The following is a 20,686-nucleotide window of genomic DNA, read 5'->3' on the forward strand; positions in this document are numbered from 1 at the left end:
TTAATTGGTGGCGCGGATCGATCCGTTGACGGCGCTAATGCCCTCGGTGCCCACGTTCCACGTGGTGGTCATCCGACCCACGGGTGTATCGGCCGAGATGACGACGGCGGCCTGAATCGGCGATGCCGCGCTCAGCTGTCCCGCAGCCTCGGGCAGCTCGACCAGGGTGGGCACGCCGGGAGCCACGTAGACCGTGCTTCCCGCGACGTTAACGGCGATGGCCCCGGGCGTGGACGGACTGGTGCCGGTGGACTGCGCGTCGCCCACCTCACCGCTCGTCGTGGCGCTGGGCGAGGGCGAGGCCCAGATGTTGGGCGTGGCCGTGGGGGCGGGAGCCGCGGACTGCGCCGCGTCATCGCCCGCCTGGGCAACGGCCTCGTCGTCAGGGCTCAGGGGAGCGTACAGCAGCAGCCTCGCGCGAGTCCCGTTCACGCCGGACTCGGTCTCCAGGGCAGTGCGACGGATCGGGGCGGCAGACAGCTGCTGGGTGGCCATGGCCTCGAGCGACGAGCGACCGGGGATCGCCGCCTGCGTCAGAGTCGTGGCCGGGACGGCGTTGGAGCGCATGATCCAGGCGTTGGCACGCTCGACCCACGGCGAGCCCAGCGTGATCGTCGTCGTCTGCGCGACGACCTCACGGTCAGAGGTCACGATCAGCGCGATCGGAGAGGCATCCTTGGTGGCGCCGTCGAGGGGCATCTCCAAGGTCGAGCCCTCGGCGACGGTGGCCTCGCCACCGCCCAGCGGGTGCACGCCCGTGGAGTCGGCGACGGATACGTTCACGTGGGCGTCACCGGAAGGGGACACGAGGCGCAGCAGCGACGTGCCCTTGGGGTCAACCCCGAGGATTGTCTGCGTGGTCGAGGGAACGACTGCGGAGGCGAGCGTGGCTCCCTGCGGAATCTCACCGTCCATCAGGGAGGCCTGCGCCCAGGCAGCGATGCCCCCACCGTCGGCCTGGATGTGGATGGCCAGCGAGTTCTCGTCGGGGAACCAGCCTGCCAGCAGCACGGACACGGCCGAGTTGGCGGCCACCGTGACCTGGCGGGGAGAAGCGTTGAGGGGACCGTAGGCGCCGTAGCCGTCGATGGAGACGACCGAGGCCGTGGGGCTTGGGTTGGACAGGATGAGGACCATGTCGGCGCCCGAGGTCGTGGCCCCCGCAGCGATCCACTGGGAGGTACGGGGCGCGGCGCAGCCAACCGCACTCAGGCCCGCCAGTTCGCCGCCGCCCTGCCCGACCAGCGTCAGACCGGTCGGAATGGTTCCACCGGTGCCGGTGATCGAGTCGGGAGCGGGGGTGATCGGGGAGGCAGACAGCGAAGACCAGGTCGCGGCTCGGGCAACGTTGGACGTATCGAATGGATCGACGAGGCCCGCGGGGCAGGCCAGCTCCACCTGCGAGGGGTGCGCGCTCTGCGCGGTGCCACCAACGGTCGTGGGCGCAGGGTCGATGAGCAGGGAGCCCGTGGCCAGCGCGGCGGCGGCAATCACGGCGACTCCGAGCGTGGCCAGAGTCGCGTTGCGAGGCGTTGTCATCTCTTCCTCCACACGGATAGGGCGCTGGCTGCCGCGATCACCAGGCAGATGCCCGCACCGATGCGCCAGGGAATAATCCACCAGGCGCTGTAGGTGACAGTCAGGTGCCCGGCAGCGGGCATATCGAAGGCCTGCGCCCAGCCGTCTGCCGGTTCGACGGCGCTCAGGGCAGTTCCGTCAACGCTCGCGTACCAGCCGGAGTCGGCGCGTTCGGCGAGGACGAGCGTGCCGATCGCGTTGACCTCGCCGTCCACGCGCAGCTGGGAGGCTCCCACGTCCGTGAAGACGCCACCGGCGGATTCGACGCGCACGCGCGAGGGCTTGACACCGCTCGGGCGCACGCGCCACACGGTACCGCTGTTGGTCGCGCCGACCTTTTCCAGCCCGGCCGCGCGATCGAGGCCAAATGCGAGCGCCTGGGCGCCGCTGGCACCGTCGGGCACGAGGATCGTGTCGACGTCGTGGGCGGCCAGCGTCTCCACGGTCGCGTCGTCGGGGTAGACCACCAGGGTGTAGGCGGCCTGCGCGAGGGATTGCGCCGCCGGGTCGGCCACCGTTCCCTCGCTCGCACCGGAGCGGGCGCGCGCCAGAGCGAGTGCGCGCACGGTGGGTGAGGAATCGGTCAGGGTCGGTCCCGCGCCGCGCCACAGGGCCGCGTCGACAGCTCCGTTCGTGGGATCGCCGTCGAGGACCAGGACGCGCCCGGCACGTGGCGAACGCTGTGCCTGGGAGCCGACGGCGGAAATAATGGGGGTGGCCACGGGCGAAACGGTTTCACGCTGGGCGAGCGCGTAGGTCGGTGTCTCCGAGGCGTCGGCGCGGCTCGCGAAGGAGACTGCGGCGTGGGTGGCGCCCACCGCGACGAGGACACAGCAGGCGAGCACTGCCGCGGCCCGCAGGACCAGACCGCCGGAGGCATCCCACGCAGGTTGGTGGGAGTCCTCGTCGTCCTGGGCTGCGCTGCGACCCACCTGCGTGGCGGCCAGGAGGAAAGCGCCGAAGGAGAGCGAGAATGCGGGCGACGTCCACGCGTAGGCCACGAGGGCACCGTCCAGGCCGACGCCGACGTGGGAGGCGGCCCAGCCGCACGCTGCGGCGACGAGGCCGAGGCAGACCAGGGCGATCAGGCGAAGAGAGCGGTGGCGTGCCGCCGCTACAAGCGCCAACGCGAGGACGGCGCCGCCGAGGACGCCGAAGGCGATCGCTTCGAAGCTGTCCTGTGGCGCGGCGGGCATGCCGAGCGCGGCGAACCAGGAGCTGGCCCGCGTGTACGCGTGCACTCCCCCACTCGTGGAGGCCAGGGCGACCCAGGCAGACGGGTGGGCAATGATCGAGACGTAGGTGGGCGCGAGGACGACCGCGGCGGGCATGGCCACGACGGCGCTGCGGCGGGCGCGCCACAGGAGGGCCGCCAGGCCGAGGGGCAGCGTCCACGGCGCGCAGCACGCCAGGACGAGGAGGGACAGGCCCGCACATCCGGCGTTAACCGTTCGCGGGTTGACTGGCGCGGCGGCGACGCCCGAAGCACCGGCAACCATCAGCGGCGGGGCTGCGGGCACGCAGTAGGCGGCCAGGACGGGCACCGCGAGGTGCGCCAACGCTCCGGCGAGCGAGCCGTGCGCGGCACTGAGCAACAGGGCGGGAGACAGCGCCCAGGCCAGGGAGACCAAGAAACGCACGCGCAGAGACGAGGTGAGCGAGCGTGTGGGCACCCACGCCAGGATCGCGGCCAGCGGGCTGGAAGCGACGAGCAGGGTCGTGGCGACCGCGCCAGGAGTGACGCCGAATGGGGCCACGGGAGCGCTCAGCAGCGCCATGAGGATGGTCAGCGGGTCCGCTCCCCCGGCATATCCGTCGCCGCCGGGTATCCACCCGGCCCACGCGGCGGCCCACAGTTCGGACCACGAGGAGGGCAGCGAGGTCCACGCGCCGCCGACAATGCCGGAGGCGAAGCCCCACCATTGGATGCCCGCAATCAGCGAGGTGAGCGCGAGCAGGCCGACGGCAGTGGAGACAGAGCGGATGCGATAGGAACGCATCGACGCGAGGATGAGCGGGTCGATGCGCTCGCCGTGCTCGTCCTCCTCGCCCCCGGCCGGTTCCTTACGCAGCGAGGCAGGCGTGATTTCGAGGGCGCGCAGGGCGGATCGGGGGACCGTGCGCGACTGAGCGGAGCGGGCTCGCCCGGCCAGCAGGCGCGGCGTGGCCGCCATCAGGGAGAGCAGTGCGGCGATTTCGGGCAGGGCCAGGGCGGCCCGCCCCGTGATAAAGCGACCGAGGGCGCGGGCAGGGGTCCACACGAGCAGCCACAGTGCCAGGAAAGGAAGAACGAGGGCGGGCACAGCCTTGCACCAGTTGTACATCTGGGCGTAGCGGCGCCGACGGAAGGACTTCGCCTGCGCGGCGACCAGGCGAGCCACGGCCTCGGGGTCCTCGTGATCCTGTGACAGGAACGAGGCCTCGGTCGGGTCGATCCCGGGAGTCATCGAGGAACGGGCATGGCGAACGCGTGCGCGGGGGGCCACGATGACGCGGTAGCCGGCCAGGTGGAGGCGCCGACCCATGTCCAGGCCATCGCCGAAGGGTCCGAGGGCGGGATCGAATCCGCCAATGGTCTCGTATGCCTCTGCGCGGAGGAGCATGCCGGCGGTACCGACGCCCAGGACGTCAGTCGTGCCGTCGTACTGGCCCTGGTCGATTTCATCGTCGCCGATCCGCTCGAGGCGGCGTGCGCTCGAGGTCGCGAAGATACCGAGTTCGAGCAGGCGTGTCCCGTCCCAGCTGATCTGTTTCGCGCCGACGGCCCCGACGGTCTTGCCCACGACCGCGGCCTGGACAAGCTGGCTCAGGCACTCGGCCTCGGGTGCTGAGTCGTCGTGCAGGATCCACCACCACGGCGCGGAGGCGAACGCTGCGCCCTGCGCGTGCGCGCGACGGATGGCGCCGCCGAGGGTGCGTGCGCGGCCCACGCGCACAAGTTCTGCACCCTGAGGCACGAGGTCAGCGGGGAACGGTGTGACATGACGCCCTGCAACGTCGATGATGGTCAACGAATCCGGGGCCACCGATTGATTCTCGATGGCCCGTAAAACGGACTGGGTGAGCGGCGCATCCCCCTTCGTGACAAGGATGGCGCCGACGGCGCGAGTAGCGGGACTCAACCGGCCATACGGCGCAAGCGCCGCCTCTCGCGCTCCGACATGCCACCCCAGATGCCGAAACGCTCATCGTTCGCGAGCGCGTACTCGAGGCAGTCTTCGCGAACCTGGCAGGCCTGACAAACAGCCTTGGCCTCGCGAGTGGAGCCGCCCTTTTCGGGGAAGAAAGCTTCGGGATCCGTCTGCGCGCACAGCGCATGCTGCTGCCACGCAAGGGGGCCGTCAACGCGGGCGTACAGCGCCGCATCGGCGTCCTCGGACCACTCGAGGGGTCCGTCACCGAAGATGTTCCACATGCGGAGACTCCTTATAACGAATCGATCAATACGAGAATTACACGCGTGTCATTGCAGGAAGTCAAGCGGTTTCGCGTTATTGAGACCTTAAGATTAGCACCTGACCCGCCGGTAGATCCTTGCACTTTTGTAAGGCCTTCACAGTTACCCGATACTTAGAACGCCTGGGACCTTCGATATACTCTCAACCATGAGCAATTTTCCCGACAATAATGTGACCAGGCTCTCTTCGCTCATCGGCGTGGTTAACGGATGGTCAGGACCCGCTCTGACCCAGTATGGTAAAGAGCGCGTTGAGCTGGGCGGCCCCGTGGTCAGCAAATGGCTCTCAAAGGTAGCTAATTACTTGACAACCGAGCTCGCCGCGGACCTTTTCGGCGCGGGCGAACCGACACCGACGCGCATCTACACGACTCTTCAGCCATGGCAGGATGCCCTCTGGCAGATCGCCGCGCGCGCAATGGGCTGGGAGCTCCTCGACACGCGCCGACCGCTGCCCGGCGACCTCCTGGTCACAAACACCGTGGACTCCGAGGCGAGAGCCGCCCTCGAGGCGGGAGCGCACGTCCTGGCCCAGTCCCCCACCTACCTGTCCGTCGCGTGGGACGGCGAGCTCGGCGGGGCCGTCGACGCCCTGGCGGAAATCGCGATGCAGCCCGACTCCCTCATCATCGACACACCCGACCTGCTCGCCGATGCCCGTGACGAGGCCCTGGCTGGCCTGCGCGCGCCCGCGAACCTCAGCGGAGGTCGCGTCGCACTGCTGTGGGAGGGACGCACGGGTGCCGGGCAGGTGCTCGATCAGTGGATGGCGGGACGCTCCGTGGTGCTCATCGACCCCACGCAGGTCTCGCCGGAGATGCTTGCGCAGATTGTGACCACCGAGGCCGTGGACGCGGGGCTGGCCCGCTACGCCCGCTAGCGGGGGGCAGCCCCGGCGCTTACCAGACGCGCAAGAATCTGGCGGCCGCGAGCTTGATGCCCTCGAGGCGGTCGCGCCGGATCTGGCGGTAGCGCAGGGCGAAACGCAGGCGCGCCCACTGACTGTCAGCTTCGAGTTCGCGCAGGATCTGCGCGAGCTCGATGCGACGCGGGGCGTCAAAGGCACCGACCTGCAGAGCGGCGCGTCCCGTCAGGATGAACTGGTTGCGGTAGAAGCCGTTGCGCAGCTTCTCCATGCGCGCATCGCGCGCGCCGGACCCGGAGTTGGCTCCCTGGACGTTGCCCCCGTGCTGGCGGTATTCCAGGGTCGGTTCCTCGCCGATGACCCAGGTCAGACCAATCGCGCGCGCGAGGGCGTACACGTACCAGTCGTGCACGCCGATGCGCGAGTAGTCCAAACGGTTGATGACCTCCACGAGGGCGCTGTGCGCTTGGGGAGAAAAGACGTACGTCGAGCCGGGACCGGCGGCCTCGAAGAGGAAATCCCAGTCGCGCATCGGCTGCGACTTACGAATGAGGTGGCGCTCCCCCACACCGCCACCGGGCAGGGACTCGAAGGACGTCACGTTGGAGGACACAACATCCGCCCCCGTCGAGTCCATCAGGGCCAGCTGTGACTCCAGCTTGTCCGTGTGCCACACGTCGTCCTGATCCGTAAAGGCCACGTAGGAGCCGTCGGGAACGTGCGTCGTGAACAGGTGCAGGAAATTACCCGTCACCCCGGGTTGACCGTCGCGCTGGGGCAGCACGGTGATGCGCGGATCGGACGCGGCGCGCTCCTCAAGGTGGGAGCGGGTCCCGTCGCTCGACGCGTCATCGGAGACGACGAGGCGGACGTCCACGCCCACCTGGGCGAGCACGGAGTCCACCTGCTCGTCGAGCCACGCCCCGGCCTCGGCCATCCCGTTATAGGTGGCCATGAGGACGGTGACGCGGGGACGAGGCCTCCCGTCGTCTCGGGTCACGTTGCCCAAGGGATCAGTGCCCCTCGGCAGCGTACTTGGCCTCGACGGCCTCCTTCAGCGGGGCCCACCAGGCCTCGTTCTCGGTGTACCAGGCAATTGTGTCGGCCAGGCCGTCGCGGAAGTTCGTGAACTGCGGCTGCCAGCCCAGCTCGGTGACGAGCTTGGAGTTGTCGATCGCGTAGCGCAGGTCGTGGCCCGGGCGGTCGTTGACGTGATCGAAATCGTCGGGGGCAAAGCCCATCAGCTCGTTGAGGATGGCCACGACGTCGCGGTTGTTGGTCTCGCCGTCCGCGCCGATCAGGTAGGTCTCGCCGATGCGGCCCTTCATGAGGATGTCCCACACGGCCGTATTGTGGTCGCGCACGTGGATCCAGTCGCGAACGTTCAGGCCGTCGCCGTACAGGCGCGGACGCACGCCGCGCAGGCGGTTCGTGATCATGCGCGGGATGAACTTCTCGATGTGCTGGTAGGGGCCGTAGTTGTTCGAGCAGTTCGAGATCGTGGCCTCCACGCCAAAGGAACGCACCCAGGCGCGCACCAGCAGGTCCGAACCCGCCTTGGAGGAGGAGTAGGGCGAGGAGGGGTTGTAGGGCGTGGTGGGCGTGAACTTCGCGGGATCGTCCAGCTCCAGGTCGCCGTACACCTCGTCGGTGGAGATGTGGTGGAAGCGCACCTTGTGGCGGCGCACGGCCTCCAGCAGGGTGAAGGTGCCCACCAGGTTCGTCTGGATGAAAGGCGAGGGGTCCAGCAGCGAGTTGTCGTTGTGGGACTCCGCGGCGAAGTGGACGACCGCATCGGCCCCGGCCACGACGCCGTCGACCAGATCGGCGTCGGCGATGTCGCCCTCGACAACGGTCAGGCGCGACGCCAGCTCGGCGGGAACGTCGGTCAGGGACGCGCGGTTGCCCGCGTATGTGAACTTGTCCAGGACGACGACGTCGACGTCCGGGTGGTCCTCGAGGAGCGTATGAACGAAATTCGCTCCGATAAAGCCGGCGCCGCCGGTCACGACGATCTTCATGGGTTTTCTCCTTTGCGCGCCCGAGGGGCGTGTCGGGTTGTGTTGTCGAGTGCGATCGACTCTGCCACCATTATGCCGTACGTCAGCACGGTCATAAACGCGGGGCAGGTCGCAGGTTGGCGCAGGCGCCGCGTTAGGACTCGACGGCGATGGACGAATCCAGCGCCACGGGTCCCGAGCCGATTCCATTTCCTTGAACGACGAGGTCCCAGGCGCCGTCGCGCTGAGCGAAGGGCTGCCCGCCGGCGTCGTCGATGGACACGTTCATCCGATACATGCCCTCGCCCAGGGTGAGGGTCGGCACGGTGATGATCACCGTCGCGTCGCCCTCAATGGCGGGCAGGGTCGCACCGGAGTTACGCGAGTTGTAGTAGTGCAGCTTCTGACCCAGGTTGGTATCCAGCGAGAAGGCGGTCACCCAGTCTTCAATGCGCTTGGAGGCGGTCAGGTCCATGCGGATGCAGATCGTGTCGCCGGTGTGCGCCACGCGGATGGGCTCGCCGCCCTGGTCCGTCATGGAAATGTCGCGGATCGTGATGAAGCCGGTTTCCTCGGTGTGCACGGGGGCGGCCAGCGCGTCGCGCTGGAATCCCTCACGCAGGATGCGCACCGCATCCGAGGTCGAGCCGTCGAAGACGAGCTTGCCGTGGTCCAGGACGACGCCGCGCGTACACACGGACTCGACCTGCTCGGCGGAGTGGGACACGAGGACGATGGCACGTCCCTCGGTCTGGAAGGAATGGATCTTGTCCATGCACTTGCGCTGGAAGGGCTCGTCACCCACCGCGAGGACCTCATCGACGAGGAGGACGTCGGGGTCGGAGTGGACGGCGACCGCGAAGGCGAGGCGCACGTACATGCCCGAGGAGTAGAACTTCACCTGGGTGTCGATGAACTGTTCGATGCCGGAGAAGGCGACGATGTCGTCGAAGGCGGCTTCGGTTTCCGCGCGCGTCATGCCCAGGATCGAGGCGTTGAGGAACACGTTTTCGCGTCCCGTCAGGTCCTGGTGGAAACCCGCGCCGAGCTCGAGGAGCGCGGCCATGCGCCCGCGGGTGGTCACGCGGCCGCTGGTCGGGCGGATGATGGAGCCCATGATCTTGAGCAGGGTGGACTTGCCGGAGCCGTTGTGGCCCATGAGGCCAACGGACTCATTGAGGCGCACGTCCACGCTCACGTTGTCGAGGGCGTGGAACTCCTCCACCCGCGCGCGCGAGGAGTGCAGCACGCGGTCCTTAACCGAGGTGTCCCGGTGAAGTTTGAAGACCTTGGAAACGTCCTGAACGCGGACGACTTCAGGCATTGACATTACAGCTCCTGAGCAAAGTTGCCTTCGAGGCGAGCGAAGACACGGTGCGCCCCGAAGATCAGGACGACGCCAACAAGCGCCGCGAGGACCAGGCGGATCATGAGGTGCGAGGGGTAGGGCTGGTCGACGCCAGCCGCCCACAGCGACTTCTGGAATCCGAGGATCGCTAAGGTCACGGGATTGGACAGGTAGATCTCGTGCGCGATCGGGTAGTTCGTCTCAAGAGCCTTTTGCACGTAGCTGTAGGAGTAGACGATCGGCGAGGCCCAGAACGCCAGGAAGGTGATGACCTCGATGAGGTGCTGGATGTCGCGCATGTAGACGTTGAGCGCGGACAGGAGCAGCCCGAACAGGGTCGCGTAGACGACCAACACGATGAGAGCAAAGGGCAGGTAGGCCAGCTGCGCCACCGATGGGAGAGAGCCCGTCACAACAATCGCGCCCAGCAGGATGGCCAGCTGAATCGCGGAGTTGACGGCGGATGTTCCCAGCGTCGAAAGCGGGAAAATCTCGCGTGGCAGGTAGACCTTTTTCACCAGGCCGGAGTTGGCGACGATTGATCCCGTTCCGCCGGTGACTGCCTCGAGGAAGAAGCCCCAGGCCGTCAGGCCGGTGAACACGAAGATCGCGAAGGACGGGATGCCCCTCGCCGCGCCCAGGAACTGGCCGATGACGATGAAGTAGATGAGGAGCTGCGACAGGGGCTTGAACAGCGACCAGACGAAGCCGAGGTTCGAGTCCTTGTAGCGGGCCTTGAGCTCGCGGTTGATGAGCAGGCGCAGCAGTTCTCGACGGTTCCAGACGTCGACGAACGCACGCTTCGTGCCCGCCACCAGACCGCTCTTGTCACCCAGCTCTCGCAGGGGTTGGGCCTCGATGCGCTCAACACGCAGTGCGAGCGAGGACCCGGGGGAAGGGGTCGTTGATTCAGTCATACCAACTCACTATATCTGACCGTCTGGTCCCTTACTGACCATAGCGCTTGAGCGGGGAGCGAACACCTCGGCGCACGCCCCTCCACTTCTGCACGTGGTAGGCAGGATTGAGGAAGAAACCGCTGATCTTGCGGCGCTTACCCACCTCGCGGTCACGGGCCAGGCGCAGGGCGTCCTTGAGGATACCCGTCGTGACCATGCGGACGACCGTCGGAATCGAGGGCATGGCGACGTCGATGCCGACCTCGCGCAGGCCCTGGGTCTCCTCGAACATGCGGTCGTCGTACTCGGAGACGGTCATCTCGTTGGAGTGCAGGACGGCGGCGCGCGGTGCATAGGCCTTGATGTATCCGGCCGCGATGACGTCGCGGCCCAGGAGCTGGTCCTCGGCGTAGGAGACGTCACGGTAGGGAACCTCGCCGGTGAGAATGTCCTTGCGGGCGGCGGAGTTCACGTCGGAGTAGAAGGTGACGGCGTTGCGCACGCCCTCGTCCTGGATGAAGTCGTCCTCGTAGAACAGGGTGGTGCCAAAGCCCGGGCCGAAGCCGTTGAAGACGCCCTTGATCTCGTAGCGCAGCAGCGGGAAGGCGTCCGGGCGCGGGATCTGGGCGCCCATGACGGCGACGATGCGGTCGGAGATCGCAAACGGCGCGGTGATCTCGTGGAGCCACCTGTCCGAGGCCGGGGTGGCGTCGTGCGTCAGGTAGGCGACGATGCGGCCCTTGGCCAGGTGCGCGCCGAGGTTACGGGTCTTGCCGTGCCCGAACTCGCTGTTGGGGATCTGCACCAGGCGCACGGACGGGTACTTCGCGATGAGGTCGAGCGTGGAGTCGGTCGAGCCGGAGTCGATGACGAGGATCTCGTAGGTGCCGTCGAAACGCTGGGCGGTCAGCGAGGCGAGGATCTCGTCGATATGCTGCTCGCCGTTGTAGGTCAGAATGACGACGCTGGCGTCCAGCGAGGCGTCCTTCGCGTCCACGTAGTCCGATTTAGTAACCATGCGCTTGAATCTCCTGCCAGGTTTTCGCGATCCCCTCGTCGAGCGGCGTCATTGTGAAGGGGCCAAATTCGTTGTTGACTCGTTCCGTGTTGAGCACGGATCCGAGCAGGTAGGTCGAGGGGGTGGGGATGTGCTCAATCGCGGGCGTCGTCCCGGTGACGCGCTCGATGGAGGCGACGATCTCGGAAACGGTGGTCTTGCGTCCCGATCCGATGTTGTAGACGGAACGCGAGGCACCGCGCGCGATCATCGTGGAGACGATGGTCGCGAAGTCTTCCACGTAGATGTAGTCGCGGAACATGGAGCCGTCCCCCATGACGGTCAGCGCCTCGCCGTTGAGCACGTGGCGCAGGAAGATCGGGATGATGCCCTGGCGCTTGTGCGGGTTCTGGCGCGTGCCGTATGGGTTCGAGATGCGCAGCGACGTCGATTTCAGGTCATACTTGCGCGCGAAGAAGCGCATGTAGTTCTCGATGGTGAGCTTACCGATGCCGTAGGGGGACACCGGCAGGGTGCGATCGTCCTCGCAGTAGCTTTCCTTGTCCTGGTCGCCGTAGATCGTGCCGCCGCTCGAGGCGTAGTACACGTGGCCGACCCCGGCGTCCACGCACGCGCGGAACAGATCGATGCTGCCCTGGATGTTGGTGCGCACGTCCAGCGTCGGGTCGTTTTCGGCCGTCGCGGGATCCGTCGTGGAGAGCATATGCACGACGACGTCCATGCCCGACACGGCGCGCGCGATGTCGTCGGTGTTCAGGAAGTTCCCGTCGAAGGCCTCGACTCCCGAGGCCTTCCAGTGCTCCCCGTTGCCGAACATGTCGAAGGCGCGGATAAACGTGCCTTCCTGCGCGGCCAGCGCATCCACGAGGTGAGAGCCGAGGAAGCCATTTCCTCCGACCACCAGAATGTTAGGCATTCATGGCCCCCTCAAAATCGGAGACGAACTGGCGTCCGGAGTCTTCCCAGCTGAGCGTGGTGGCAGAGGCGGCGGCCTCGCGCGAACGCTCCACTTGGTCGGGGGCATCGACGACACGGATGATCTCCGTGGCCATGGCGCCGGGCGAGAGCGGAACGTAGTCGATGCACGGGTTATCGGAGACGAGCCTGTTGTTCGGCGCGTCGTTGACGACGGGGATCGTGCCGCACGAGGCCAGCTCGAGGGGGAGCAGCGACAGATTCGTCAGGCTCATGACCAGAGCGACCGCGCACTTGTTGTACAGGGGCGAGAGCTCCTCAAGGCTCATGGCACCGTGGTTGACGTACTCGAAGGGAACCTTCCACTCCGACACGTCCCAGCCAGCCATGTGGATGCGGATGTCGGGGCGGCGCTTCTTGACGTCGGCCAGGACCATGCAGCCCAGCTCGAATCCGCGGCGCATGGTGACCGGGCGCGCGTAGAAGAAAACGTCCTTGCGGCGCTCATCGTTCGTGCGCTTGTACAGCGTCATCTCGGCGGCGAAGTCGAAGGGGTGGGTCGTCATGCCGTATTCGTCGTGGAGCTTGGTGGCCAGCCACTTGCCCGCGGTGAATGCCTCGAAACCGAAGCGGTAGGTGTTTTCGGCGAGCTGGTTCTCCGAGCCGACCGGGTAGAACGAGGGCTCGAAGTCCTGGACGAAGTAGAAGCGGCGGGCGCGCGAGCGATCCAAGTAGGCGGGGTAGGCGGTTTCCCAGCCGGTCGCGAAGATCGCGTCGACGTCATCGCCGACGCCGACAGCCGGATCGTACAGGGCGTAGGTCGCCTTGAGGTTGGGATAGTTGCTGGAGCGATCGATCATGTCGCGCACGCGGTCGGCGTCGACGGGAATCGACTGGGACCAGTAGAGGAAAATCTTGACCCGGTGGCCGGCGGCCTCCAGGTAGGACAGGAAACGGAAGATGTTCTGGTGTCCGCCGGAGGACTCCCCGGGGGGCGACATGATCCACGCCGTCACGTACGGGCCCTCGCCCACGGGGCGCGGATCCTTCTTCCAGTCAGGCTCGCTCACCCAGTCGAGGGCGGCGGCGTCAGCAAACTTGACGAGCATCCCAAGCGGGTACTGTCCCTTGCCTTTGCCCTTACCGGAGTTAGCAATCTGATTGCCCAGCCCCTGCAAGAGACGGGCTGCCGTCATGCGACCCCCGTGTCGTTTGAGGTAGGAGGCACCCTTCGCGAACTTACGCACCAGCGGATTCGTCTGTGTCATGTTCGACAGTTTAGCGCCTGAGGGGATCGGACTTGACCGAGGAGTGATCCATCCCTACCCCCAGCACTGTATCATTACTCACTTTTCAGCGTTTCCTGTGCGACAAGGAGTCAGCGAAGGTGAGCGCCGGCTCGGCGCGAATTGCGCGCGTGCCGGCGGCGCAAAGCACCCGGAATGGCGGCGATTCCCTGAGCGACACCGTGGGCAGCCGGACCGCGGAATCCGGCGCGCGCGGCTCGCACGACGGAGCGCACCAGCGCCGAGGTAATCACCTGCCACGAGGCGTGTTCGGCAGCGACGATCAGGCGGTTGCGGGCGTTGACACGAGCGAACATGGGCGAGGTTGCGTCCGAGGAGGCCGCGTGCTCGTGGTCCACGACGGCCTGGCGCACGAAGCGCACGTCGTATCCGGCCTCGCGTAGCTTGTAGGACAGGTCCGTGTCCTCGTAGTACATGAACAGGTCGGTGCGGATGCCGCCGACTTCCTCCCAGGCGTCGCGCCGGATCGCGCACGCGCCCCCGCAGATGCCGAAGACTTGTTCGGGGGCGGCGAGCTGTGCGACCGGCACCAGCCAGTCGCGGTCCTGGCCGTTGCCGGAAGAATCCACGATGTTACCGGTTGAGTTGACCAGGATTGCGCCCAGCCCGGCCCGGGCCTCGTCGTCACTGAGTCGCACCCAGCGCGTGGGACCGTTCCCGCTCAGGGCCACGGCCTCGTCGTCGCGCGCCTCGCGGTAGCGTCCGGCCAGGAGAATGAGGGCGGTCGTCGCCCCGACCATTGGGTCGGCCAGCGGGTCCAGGAGCGCGTCAAGAAAGCCGTCGCGCACCGTCGCGTCGTTGTTGAGCAGCACGAGAGCCCCCTCGCGCAGGTCGCTCGCCCCCGCCATGACGCCCGCGCCAAAGCCGTCGTTGACGCCCGCGTTGACGATCTCCACGGCGGCGCCGGGCGCGCTCGAGCCGGGGCCAGCGCCCGCGAGCGCGCGCAGCTCGGGCAGGTGCGCGGCCAGGACGTCGAGGGAGTCGTCCCCCGAGCCGTTGTCGACCAGGATCAGGGTGTCGCGCGCCCTCAGCTGAGGGGCGATCGACCGGGCGGCGCGCAGTGTCAGGGGCGCGTTTTTCCAGTTGACGAGGACGACGCGGGCGCTGCGTCGCGCTCCCCTCCCCTGTCCCGTCGGCGCTGCGTTGTGGGTGGTCGGGGCGCTCACGGGGTCACCGCCAGGGACTCGTAGAGGCGGGAGTGGGCGGCCGCGGAGGCCTCCCACGTGTAGTCGCGGGCCCGCACGAGGCCGGCTGCGGCCAGGCGGTCGTGCTCGCGTCCCGCGGCGGCTTCCAGGGCGCCCGCGAGTGCATCGGGGTCGGTCGCCGGCACGAGGAGCCCCGCGTCTGTGCCCGTAATCTCGGCCATGCAGGTGTCGGCGGAGGTGACGACGGGCGTGCCGTGCGCCATGGCCTCGAGGACGGGAAGGCCGAAGCCCTCCCAGATCGAGGGGAAGGTGAAGACGCGCGCGCCCGCATACGCGCAGGCCAGGTCGGTGTCGTCCAGGCGACCCAGGACGTGGGTGCGCGCCTCGGGCAAGTCCCCCCATTCGGGGTCTTCGCCCCACCCGGCGGGCCCCACGAGGACCAGGTCGAGGTCCGTGGACGAGGCCATGGCTCGGTAGGCGCGCAGCAGCGTCGCCAGGTTTTTGCGCGGCTCGCGCGTGCCCACCCACAGGATGTAGGGTCGGGCCAGGCCGTGGCGGGCGCGGAAGTCCTCCACCTGAGCGTCGGTGACGGGCGTGTGGGTCAGGCCGTGGGGGATGACCGTGATGATGGACTCGTCGATGCCCGCCTCGACGCAGTCGCGCGCGGTGGCCTCGGAGGGGACGATGACCGCGTCGGCGCGGCGCTTGGTGATGTCCAGGGCGCGGTTAAAGTAGGCGGCCCCGTGGGCGGTGAAGTGGCTAGCATCGCGCAGGAAGGCGACGTCGTGGACGGTGACGGCCAACGGGAGCGACGTCGGGGGGATCGCCCAGGTGGTCGCGTGCAGGACCTGCGCTCCCCTGCCCGAGCGCACGCCGAGCATCCGGTCCGCGCTGGGCATGGCGAGGCGATCCCAGGCGGCGTACAGCGCCCGGCGCGGCAACGCGGAGTTGAGCACAGGGATCGACAGTCCCACCTGCTGGGGGCTGGCCTCGTTTCTTCCGTGGCGCGCGGCGATACCCACGGCGCGCACCCCCTGGGATGCCAGGCGGGAGGCGACCTCTACGATGTATCGTCCCGAGCCACCGGGCACGGGCTGCCACATCTGTTCAACGACCATTCCGATGCGCACACTCATATCTACAGGATAGTTGAGATGCATGTCAGAGTCTGCCCGGCCACGTCGTGGCATACAATGAGAAAACCCCTCGCAACGACCGGAGATCATGATGCCTTCCTCCCTGCCGTCCAAACCTGTCCACGTCCTCATGGACGCCACCGCGATCCCCGCGAATCTCGGCGGAGTGGGCCGCTACGTGGACGATCTGGTGCCCGAACTGGGGGCCCAGGGCGTTAAACTCACGATGGCGGTGCAAGAGCGCGACGCGGAGCACTTCGCCACGCGCCTGCCATCCGCTCGCATTATCCCGATTTCCCCTCGCTTCGAGTCTCGTCCGATGCGTTTCGCGTGGGAGCAGACGGGGTTGCCCTCGCTCATCCGCAAGGTCCGCCCCGACGTGCTCCACTCCCCCCACTACACCTGCCCGCAGTTCCCGGGCGTTCCCGTCGTCATCACGTTGCACGACGCGACCTTCTTCTCTCACCCGCAGGCGCACTCGCGCATGAAGCAGAAGTTCTTCACCTTCGCGATCCGCCGCGCGATCCGCCGCGCTTCGGCCCTCGTGGTGCCCTCGGAGGCCACGCGCGACGAGACGATCAAGTACGCCGGCGGGCAGGCCTCGCAGTTCTACGTCGCCTACCACGGCGTGGACCGGACGATCTTCCACCCCGTCGACGACGACGAGCGCGCCCGCGTCAAGAAGTCCCTGGGCCTGGAGGGCCAGGAGTACATCGGCTTCCTCGGCACCCTGGAACCGCGTAAGAACGTGCCGAACCTGGTGCGCGGCTGGACCAGGGCCGTCGCCGACATGCCGAACCCGCCCGCGCTGGTCCTGGCCGGCGGCAAGGGGTGGGACGAGGACATCGACCCCGCCCTGGCCTCGGTCCCCTCGCACCTGACGGTGCTGCGCCCCGGCTACCTGCCCTTGGAGGACCTGCCCGGTTTCCTCTCCGGCTGCGTCGTGCTGGCCTACCCCTCGATCGCCGAGGGCTTTGGTCTGCCCGTCCTGGAGGCCATGAGCTGCGGCGCCGCGACGCTGACCACCCGCCTGACCTCCCTGCCCGAGGTCGGCGGCGACGCCGTCGCCTACTGCGACATCACACCCGATTCGATTGCCGAGGCCCTCACCGACCTGATGAACGATCCGGCGCGCCGCGCGCAGCTGGGCCAGGCAGCCATCGCCCGCTCCGAGGAGTTCACCTGGGAGCGCGCCGCCCTTGTCCATGCGCAGGCCTTCCGCGCCGCAGCCGGGCGCTGATCCCCGGAGCACAGTCACAGCAAGGATTCTTTCTCCATGACGACATCTGACCATTCCCAGGACTCCGAGCTCGCCCGAGGCGAGGAGCGCGCTTCGGACGCGGACCTGCCCCAGGAGGCCGACGCGCCCCGCGAGGCGGCTCGTCCCACCGACGAGGCTCGTCCCACCGACGAGGCCCGCCCCGCCACAGAGGAACACCTCGCCAAGGAGGAGCGCAGCGCCCCCGAGGAAGCCCTCGCGCGCCAGGGCCGTGCCTCCCGCGAGGAACGCCCCAAACAGGACGAGCGCACACGGCAGGCCCCGGCGCAGCACTCGGCTCCGGCGCAGCACTCGGCCCCGTCCGCGCGCCGCTTCGGGCTGCCCGTGCGCGCCTGGCGCATCATTGGCGTCATCGGCCTCGTCCTATCGGTGTGCGGCGTGGGCGCCGCGTGGGCCGTGTCCTCCCCCCTGGGCGCGTCCCCGGACGACGACTATCACCTGGGTTCCATCTGGTGTCCTCCCCCGCTGAGCGAGTCCGGCTGTTCGACCGGCTACACGGACCGCGGCACGTTCGGCCCGGTCGTTCCCGAGTCCGTTTCCTCCACGAAGGTCGCTTGCTACGCCTTCCACGGCGAGGATTCCGCCGTGTGTGCGCTCAACAACTCCGACGACCGCACGATGGTCACCGACCGGTGGGACGACGGCAACTACCCGTGGGGCTACTACCAGTTCCATCACCATTTCATCGCCCACGACGCCGACCGGGCGGGTGTGACGATGCGTCTTATCAACATTGGTATCGCGATCGTCTTGATCGGCGCCATCGGCGCGCTCATGCCCAGCGCCATGCGCCGCGGCTACGTCTTGGCGATTCCGGCCGCGTGGACGCCCATGGGCATCTACTTCATCGCGTCCAACAACCCCTCCTCGTGGGCCTTCACCGGTGTCTTCGCGTTCGCGGCCGGCCTGTGGGCTGCCACGCAGTCGCTCGGCTGGCGCCGCTGGTGCCTGAACGGCGCGGCCGCGCTGGGTGCCGTCCTGGCGTGCACGTCGCGCGGCGACTCGGCCTTCTTCCTGTTCGTCGTCACCGCCGCGCTGGCCTTCGCGGTGCGCTGGCGTCGAGATCGTTGGCCCGAGGCGCTGCTCGCCGTCGTCTCCTCGATCATCGGCATCATCATCATGCGCTCCACGAACGTGGCCTCCACCCACCTGGCCACGGCGGAGGGTGAGCCGCGTTCGCTGATCTCACTGATCGGCGACAACATGTCCTACCTGCCCCAGTACCTCGCCGGTTTCTACGGCTACCGCTGGGGTCCGGGTTGGCTCGACGTGGACTACAACGGCTCCGTGTCCACGGTTGGCCTCGTGATCGCCGGCGCCGTGTTTGTCGCCGGTGCGCGCACGTGGTCGTGGCGCAAGGCGATGACGCTGCTCATGCTGGTCGGCGCAATGGCGGGCGTGCCCACGCTCCTCGGCATTCTCCAGGGCTTCAACAACGTCGCGACCTACCAGCCTCGCTACATGATGCCGCTGTGGATCGTCTTCCTCTTCTTCATGCTGACGATGGAGCGCCGCGAGCGTACCCTCTCGCGCCCGCAGGCGGCTGCTGTGGGAGTGCTGCTGGTGGGCACGCATTTCTGGGCGCTCTTCGTGCTGCTGCTGCGCTACACGCACGGATCCTCGGTCCTCATGTTCAACATGAGCAAGACGGCCGTGTGGTGGTGGCCGGGCGCGCCCGTTGGCCCGAACATGGTCTGGGCGCTCGGCACGGTGTGCTTCGCGGCGGCCATCACGTTCGGGCTCCTGCTCACTCGCGAAGAAGTCGACGAGAAGCCCCGAACCGAGGCCGTCGAGGCCTGATCCTCCTTCGCGCGCCCAGGCGTCTGCTGTGCAGGCTGCCTGGGCGCGTTCGTCTGCCCAGGCGAGGCCGTGGCGGGCTGCACCCACCGCACATAGTTCCCCCACAATGTCGCACGTAATTTGGGTCCCCTCACTTTTCTTAGGGATCGAGAAAACCGCATGATTCCAACGATCAGATTTCAAATCCTGAAATACTCCCGGGGGAATTACGTGCGACTTTTCTGGCTCTTCGCATTGTGGGGTGTGGGGGTGGTGTTCGAAGCGTCCCGGGGATTGTGGACAGTGTCGTGGGACGACGACCGAACACAGGAGCTCGCCTCGGGAGCCTCAACAACCAAAACTCGCACGTAATTTGGGTACCCTAACTTTTCATAGGTATCGAGAAAACCGCAGAATTCCAACGGTGCGATTTCAATGTTTGAAATACGTGTCGGGGAATTACGTGCGACATTTCTGAGGAACCACAACATGAGACGCCACAAAGACCCAAGCGGAAGACAACTCAAGCACAGAAGACAACCCAAGCCCGGAAGACAACCCAAGCACAGAAGACCCCCACAACCCCGACAGCCGCCACAACCGCCACAAGCACGGGGGCGCTGCACCCGTTACGTGGCGGTGCACCCGTTACGTGGCGGTGCACCCGAACAGAAGAGGTGCATTGCCTACGGATCGGGTGCAGCGCCCCAACACACAAGAACAAACGCGGAACTGGCACACCGAACCACTCACCGCCACACCCCTCCATGCGCACCTGGACCCTACTGGCGGCAGGATGGGCACACCGCCCACGCCACCACCTGCACTCCGGCCCACTCCGACCCACTCCGACACCTCCTACACCCTTACATGCGAAGAGCCGGGAAAGACGCGGAACGAGCGGGGCCCCGGCGACGTCGCGAGAAGCGCTCCGCACGGCCGGGTGCGGGCCAGGGTTCGGCCAGCGGGCGCTGGCCTACAGGTCGACGGAGTGCCCGGACGCGGCCGAGGTGAGGATGGCCTCGACGACGCGCAGGTTGTCCAGGGCCTCGTCCATGGTGACGTGCTCGGCGCCCACGCCGAGGATGGCATCGCGGAAGCGCTCGTGTTCGAGGGCGAGGGGCTCGCGCTTGGTGAGGGCGTAGCGCACGACCTGGCCCTCGCTCACCCCGCGGAAGGCGGCGATGGCGTCCCACTGCAGGGGCGCGTGGCCGTTCTCGTAGAAGGTCAGGTCCCCCATCGCGGTGTCGGCGACGAGCGCGCCGCGCTCCCCCGTCACGATGGTCGTGCGGTCCTTGTAGGGGGTCAGCCAGTTGACGAGGTGGTTGACGAGGATGCCGCCTGCAAGCACGCCCGAGGCGACCATCATGTCCTCGTGGGGGCGCCCCGAGCGCGCCGAGGTGCGCGCGTAGATGCTCTCGTAGGGGGCGCCGGCCACCCACGCGGCCAGGTCCACGTCGTGCGTGGCCAGGTCTTTGACGACGCCGACGTCGCTGATGCGCGCGGGGAAGGGCGACTGACGGCGGGTCGCAATCTGCTCGATCTCGCCGAGCTGGCCCTGCGCAATACGCCGACGCATGTCGATGAGGGCGGGGTTGCAGCGCTCGACGTAGCCGACGGCACCGACGAGGCCCGCGTCCGCGAAGGCGTCACGGATGCGGCGGCCCGCCTCCACGCTCGTGGCGAGGGGCTTTTCGACGAGGGTGTGTACCCCGGCCTCGGCCAGGGCCAGGGCGGCCTCCTCGTGGTGGGCGGTGGGCGCGGCGATGATAGCGGCGTCGATACCGACCTCGATGAGCTCCTCGACGCCGCCCAGGACGGGCAGGTCCCCGGCGACGCCGAAGCGGTCGCCGCCCGGGTCAGCGAGGGCCACGAGGTCCACGCCGGCGGTGGCGCGGGCGTTGCGCACGTGGTGGCGGCCCATCGAGCCGATGCCGAGGATTCCCAGGCGAATCGTCAT

At 67.6% G+C, this 20,686-nt stretch carries 16 protein-coding genes; 3 read left to right on the top strand and 13 right to left on the bottom strand.

Features of this window, described 5'->3' with window-relative positions; genetic code table 11:
• The 3 genes from O3669_RS05925 to O3669_RS05935 are packed head-to-tail and all read right to left on the bottom strand — an operon-like array spanning position 1 to position 4,993.
• A complete protein-coding gene (locus O3669_RS05925; RefSeq protein ID WP_371524003.1) occupies positions 1–1,539 on the bottom strand; it encodes a DUF5719 family protein in 1,539 nt (512 codons plus the stop codon).
• Positions 1,536–4,700, bottom strand: a complete 3,165-nt coding sequence (locus O3669_RS05930) for a glycosyltransferase (RefSeq protein ID WP_371524004.1) — start codon at positions 4,698–4,700, stop codon at positions 1,536–1,538. The genes O3669_RS05925 and O3669_RS05930 overlap by 4 nt, the downstream gene beginning before the upstream one ends.
• Positions 4,697–4,993, bottom strand: coding sequence for a WhiB family transcriptional regulator (locus O3669_RS05935; RefSeq protein ID WP_009057337.1), 297 nt, complete (start codon positions 4,991–4,993; stop codon positions 4,697–4,699). The genes O3669_RS05930 and O3669_RS05935 overlap by 4 nt, the downstream gene beginning before the upstream one ends.
• A 310-nt stretch (positions 4,994–5,303) precedes the next feature.
• Between O3669_RS05935 and O3669_RS05940 the strand changes: the two genes are divergently transcribed.
• Complete coding sequence (locus O3669_RS05940) at positions 5,304–5,915, top strand: hypothetical protein (protein ID WP_314768818.1); 612 nt, start codon at positions 5,304–5,306, stop codon at positions 5,913–5,915.
• Positions 5,916–5,934: 19 nt separating this feature from the next.
• On the opposite strand, the gene O3669_RS05945 is transcribed toward O3669_RS05940, so the two are convergent.
• The 9 genes from O3669_RS05945 to O3669_RS05985 all read right to left on the bottom strand — a co-directional run bounded on the left by O3669_RS05945 (position 5,935) and on the right by O3669_RS05985 (position 15,668).
• Positions 5,935–6,909 (bottom strand): glycosyltransferase family 2 protein, encoded by a 975-nt coding sequence (locus O3669_RS05945; protein WP_371524005.1) that lies wholly within the window; start codon positions 6,907–6,909, stop codon positions 5,935–5,937.
• A 4-nt stretch (positions 6,910–6,913) separates the two neighbouring features.
• The gene (gene rfbB / locus O3669_RS05950; RefSeq protein ID WP_315282153.1) at positions 6,914–7,921 is read right to left on the bottom strand and encodes a dTDP-glucose 4,6-dehydratase; all 1,008 of its coding nucleotides are present in this window, start codon (positions 7,919–7,921) and stop codon (positions 6,914–6,916) included.
• A 133-nt stretch (positions 7,922–8,054) separates the two neighbouring features.
• A complete protein-coding gene (locus tag O3669_RS05955) occupies positions 8,055–9,230 on the bottom strand; it encodes an ABC transporter ATP-binding protein (protein ID WP_314768807.1) in 1,176 nt (391 codons plus the stop codon).
• Positions 9,230–10,165 carry an ABC transporter permease gene (locus O3669_RS05960; RefSeq protein WP_315282157.1) on the bottom strand — a complete coding sequence of 312 codons (936 nt, stop codon included), beginning with the start codon at positions 10,163–10,165 and terminating at the stop codon, positions 9,230–9,232. The genes O3669_RS05955 and O3669_RS05960 overlap by 1 nt, the downstream gene beginning before the upstream one ends.
• A 31-nt stretch (positions 10,166–10,196) precedes the next feature.
• On the bottom strand, positions 10,197–11,165 hold the full coding sequence (locus tag O3669_RS05965) for a glycosyltransferase family A protein (RefSeq protein WP_314768808.1): 969 nt from the start codon (positions 11,163–11,165) through the stop codon (positions 10,197–10,199).
• The gene (locus O3669_RS05970) at positions 11,155–12,081 is read right to left on the bottom strand and encodes an NAD-dependent epimerase/dehydratase family protein (protein WP_295918057.1); all 927 of its coding nucleotides are present in this window, start codon (positions 12,079–12,081) and stop codon (positions 11,155–11,157) included. Before O3669_RS05970 ends, O3669_RS05965 begins: the two co-directional genes overlap by 11 nt.
• Positions 12,074–13,348 (bottom strand): glycosyltransferase family 1 protein, encoded by a 1,275-nt coding sequence (locus tag O3669_RS05975; protein ID WP_371524006.1) that lies wholly within the window; start codon positions 13,346–13,348, stop codon positions 12,074–12,076. Before O3669_RS05975 ends, O3669_RS05970 begins: the two co-directional genes overlap by 8 nt.
• A gap of 110 nt (positions 13,349–13,458) precedes the next feature.
• A complete protein-coding gene (locus O3669_RS05980; RefSeq protein ID WP_371524007.1) occupies positions 13,459–14,553 on the bottom strand; it encodes a glycosyltransferase family 2 protein in 1,095 nt (364 codons plus the stop codon).
• On the bottom strand, positions 14,550–15,668 hold the full coding sequence (locus tag O3669_RS05985) for a glycosyltransferase family 4 protein (RefSeq protein ID WP_371524008.1): 1,119 nt from the start codon (positions 15,666–15,668) through the stop codon (positions 14,550–14,552). Before O3669_RS05985 ends, O3669_RS05980 begins: the two co-directional genes overlap by 4 nt.
• A 91-nt stretch (positions 15,669–15,759) precedes the next feature.
• Between O3669_RS05985 and O3669_RS05990 the strand changes: the two genes are divergently transcribed.
• Together O3669_RS05990 and O3669_RS05995 are read left to right on the top strand one after the other, a co-directional pair.
• Positions 15,760–16,908: a glycosyltransferase family 4 protein gene (locus tag O3669_RS05990; protein WP_371524031.1), complete on the top strand. Its 1,149-nt coding sequence runs from the start codon at positions 15,760–15,762 to the stop codon at positions 16,906–16,908.
• A 36-nt stretch (positions 16,909–16,944) separates the two neighbouring features.
• Positions 16,945–18,747, top strand: coding sequence for a DUF2142 domain-containing protein (locus O3669_RS05995; RefSeq protein WP_371524009.1), 1,803 nt, complete (start codon positions 16,945–16,947; stop codon positions 18,745–18,747).
• Between the two features lie 955 nt (positions 18,748–19,702).
• On the opposite strand, the gene O3669_RS06000 is transcribed toward O3669_RS05995, so the two are convergent.
• The gene (locus O3669_RS06000; protein ID WP_371524010.1) at positions 19,703–20,686 is read right to left on the bottom strand and encodes a Gfo/Idh/MocA family protein; all 984 of its coding nucleotides are present in this window, start codon (positions 20,684–20,686) and stop codon (positions 19,703–19,705) included.

The organism is Pauljensenia sp. 20925_1_34 (assembly GCF_041432775.1).
Taxonomy (GTDB): Bacteria; Actinomycetota; Actinomycetes; order Actinomycetales; family Actinomycetaceae; genus Pauljensenia.

Excerpts from the sequence above, each read along its gene's own strand:
- O3669_RS05925 (WP_371524003.1), bottom strand. The coding sequence starts at position 1,539 with ATGACAACGCCTCGCAACGCGACTCTGGCCACGCTCGGAGTCGCCGTG.
- O3669_RS05935 (WP_009057337.1), bottom strand. The coding sequence starts at position 4,993 with ATGTGGAACATCTTCGGTGACGGACCCCTCGAGTGGTCCGAGGACGCC.
- rfbB (WP_315282153.1), bottom strand. The coding sequence starts at position 7,921 with ATGAAGATCGTCGTGACCGGCGGCGCCGGCTTTATCGGAGCGAATTTC.
- O3669_RS05955 (WP_314768807.1), bottom strand. The coding sequence starts at position 9,230 with ATGTCAATGCCTGAAGTCGTCCGCGTTCAGGACGTTTCCAAGGTCTTC.
- O3669_RS05960 (WP_315282157.1), bottom strand. The coding sequence starts at position 10,165 with ATGACTGAATCAACGACCCCTTCCCCCGGGTCCTCGCTCGCACTGCGT.
- O3669_RS05965 (WP_314768808.1), bottom strand. The coding sequence starts at position 11,165 with ATGGTTACTAAATCGGACTACGTGGACGCGAAGGACGCCTCGCTGGAC.
- O3669_RS05970 (WP_295918057.1), bottom strand. The coding sequence starts at position 12,081 with ATGCCTAACATTCTGGTGGTCGGAGGAAATGGCTTCCTCGGCTCTCAC.
- O3669_RS05975 (WP_371524006.1), bottom strand. The coding sequence starts at position 13,348 with ATGACACAGACGAATCCGCTGGTGCGTAAGTTCGCGAAGGGTGCCTCC.
- O3669_RS05985 (WP_371524008.1), bottom strand. The coding sequence starts at position 15,668 with ATGAGTGTGCGCATCGGAATGGTCGTTGAACAGATGTGGCAGCCCGTG.
- O3669_RS05990 (WP_371524031.1), top strand. The coding sequence starts at position 15,760 with ATGCCTTCCTCCCTGCCGTCCAAACCTGTCCACGTCCTCATGGACGCC.
- O3669_RS05995 (WP_371524009.1), top strand. The coding sequence starts at position 16,945 with ATGACGACATCTGACCATTCCCAGGACTCCGAGCTCGCCCGAGGCGAG.
- O3669_RS06000 (WP_371524010.1), bottom strand. The coding sequence starts at position 20,686 with ATGACGATTCGCCTGGGAATCCTCGGCATCGGCTCGATGGGCCGCCAC.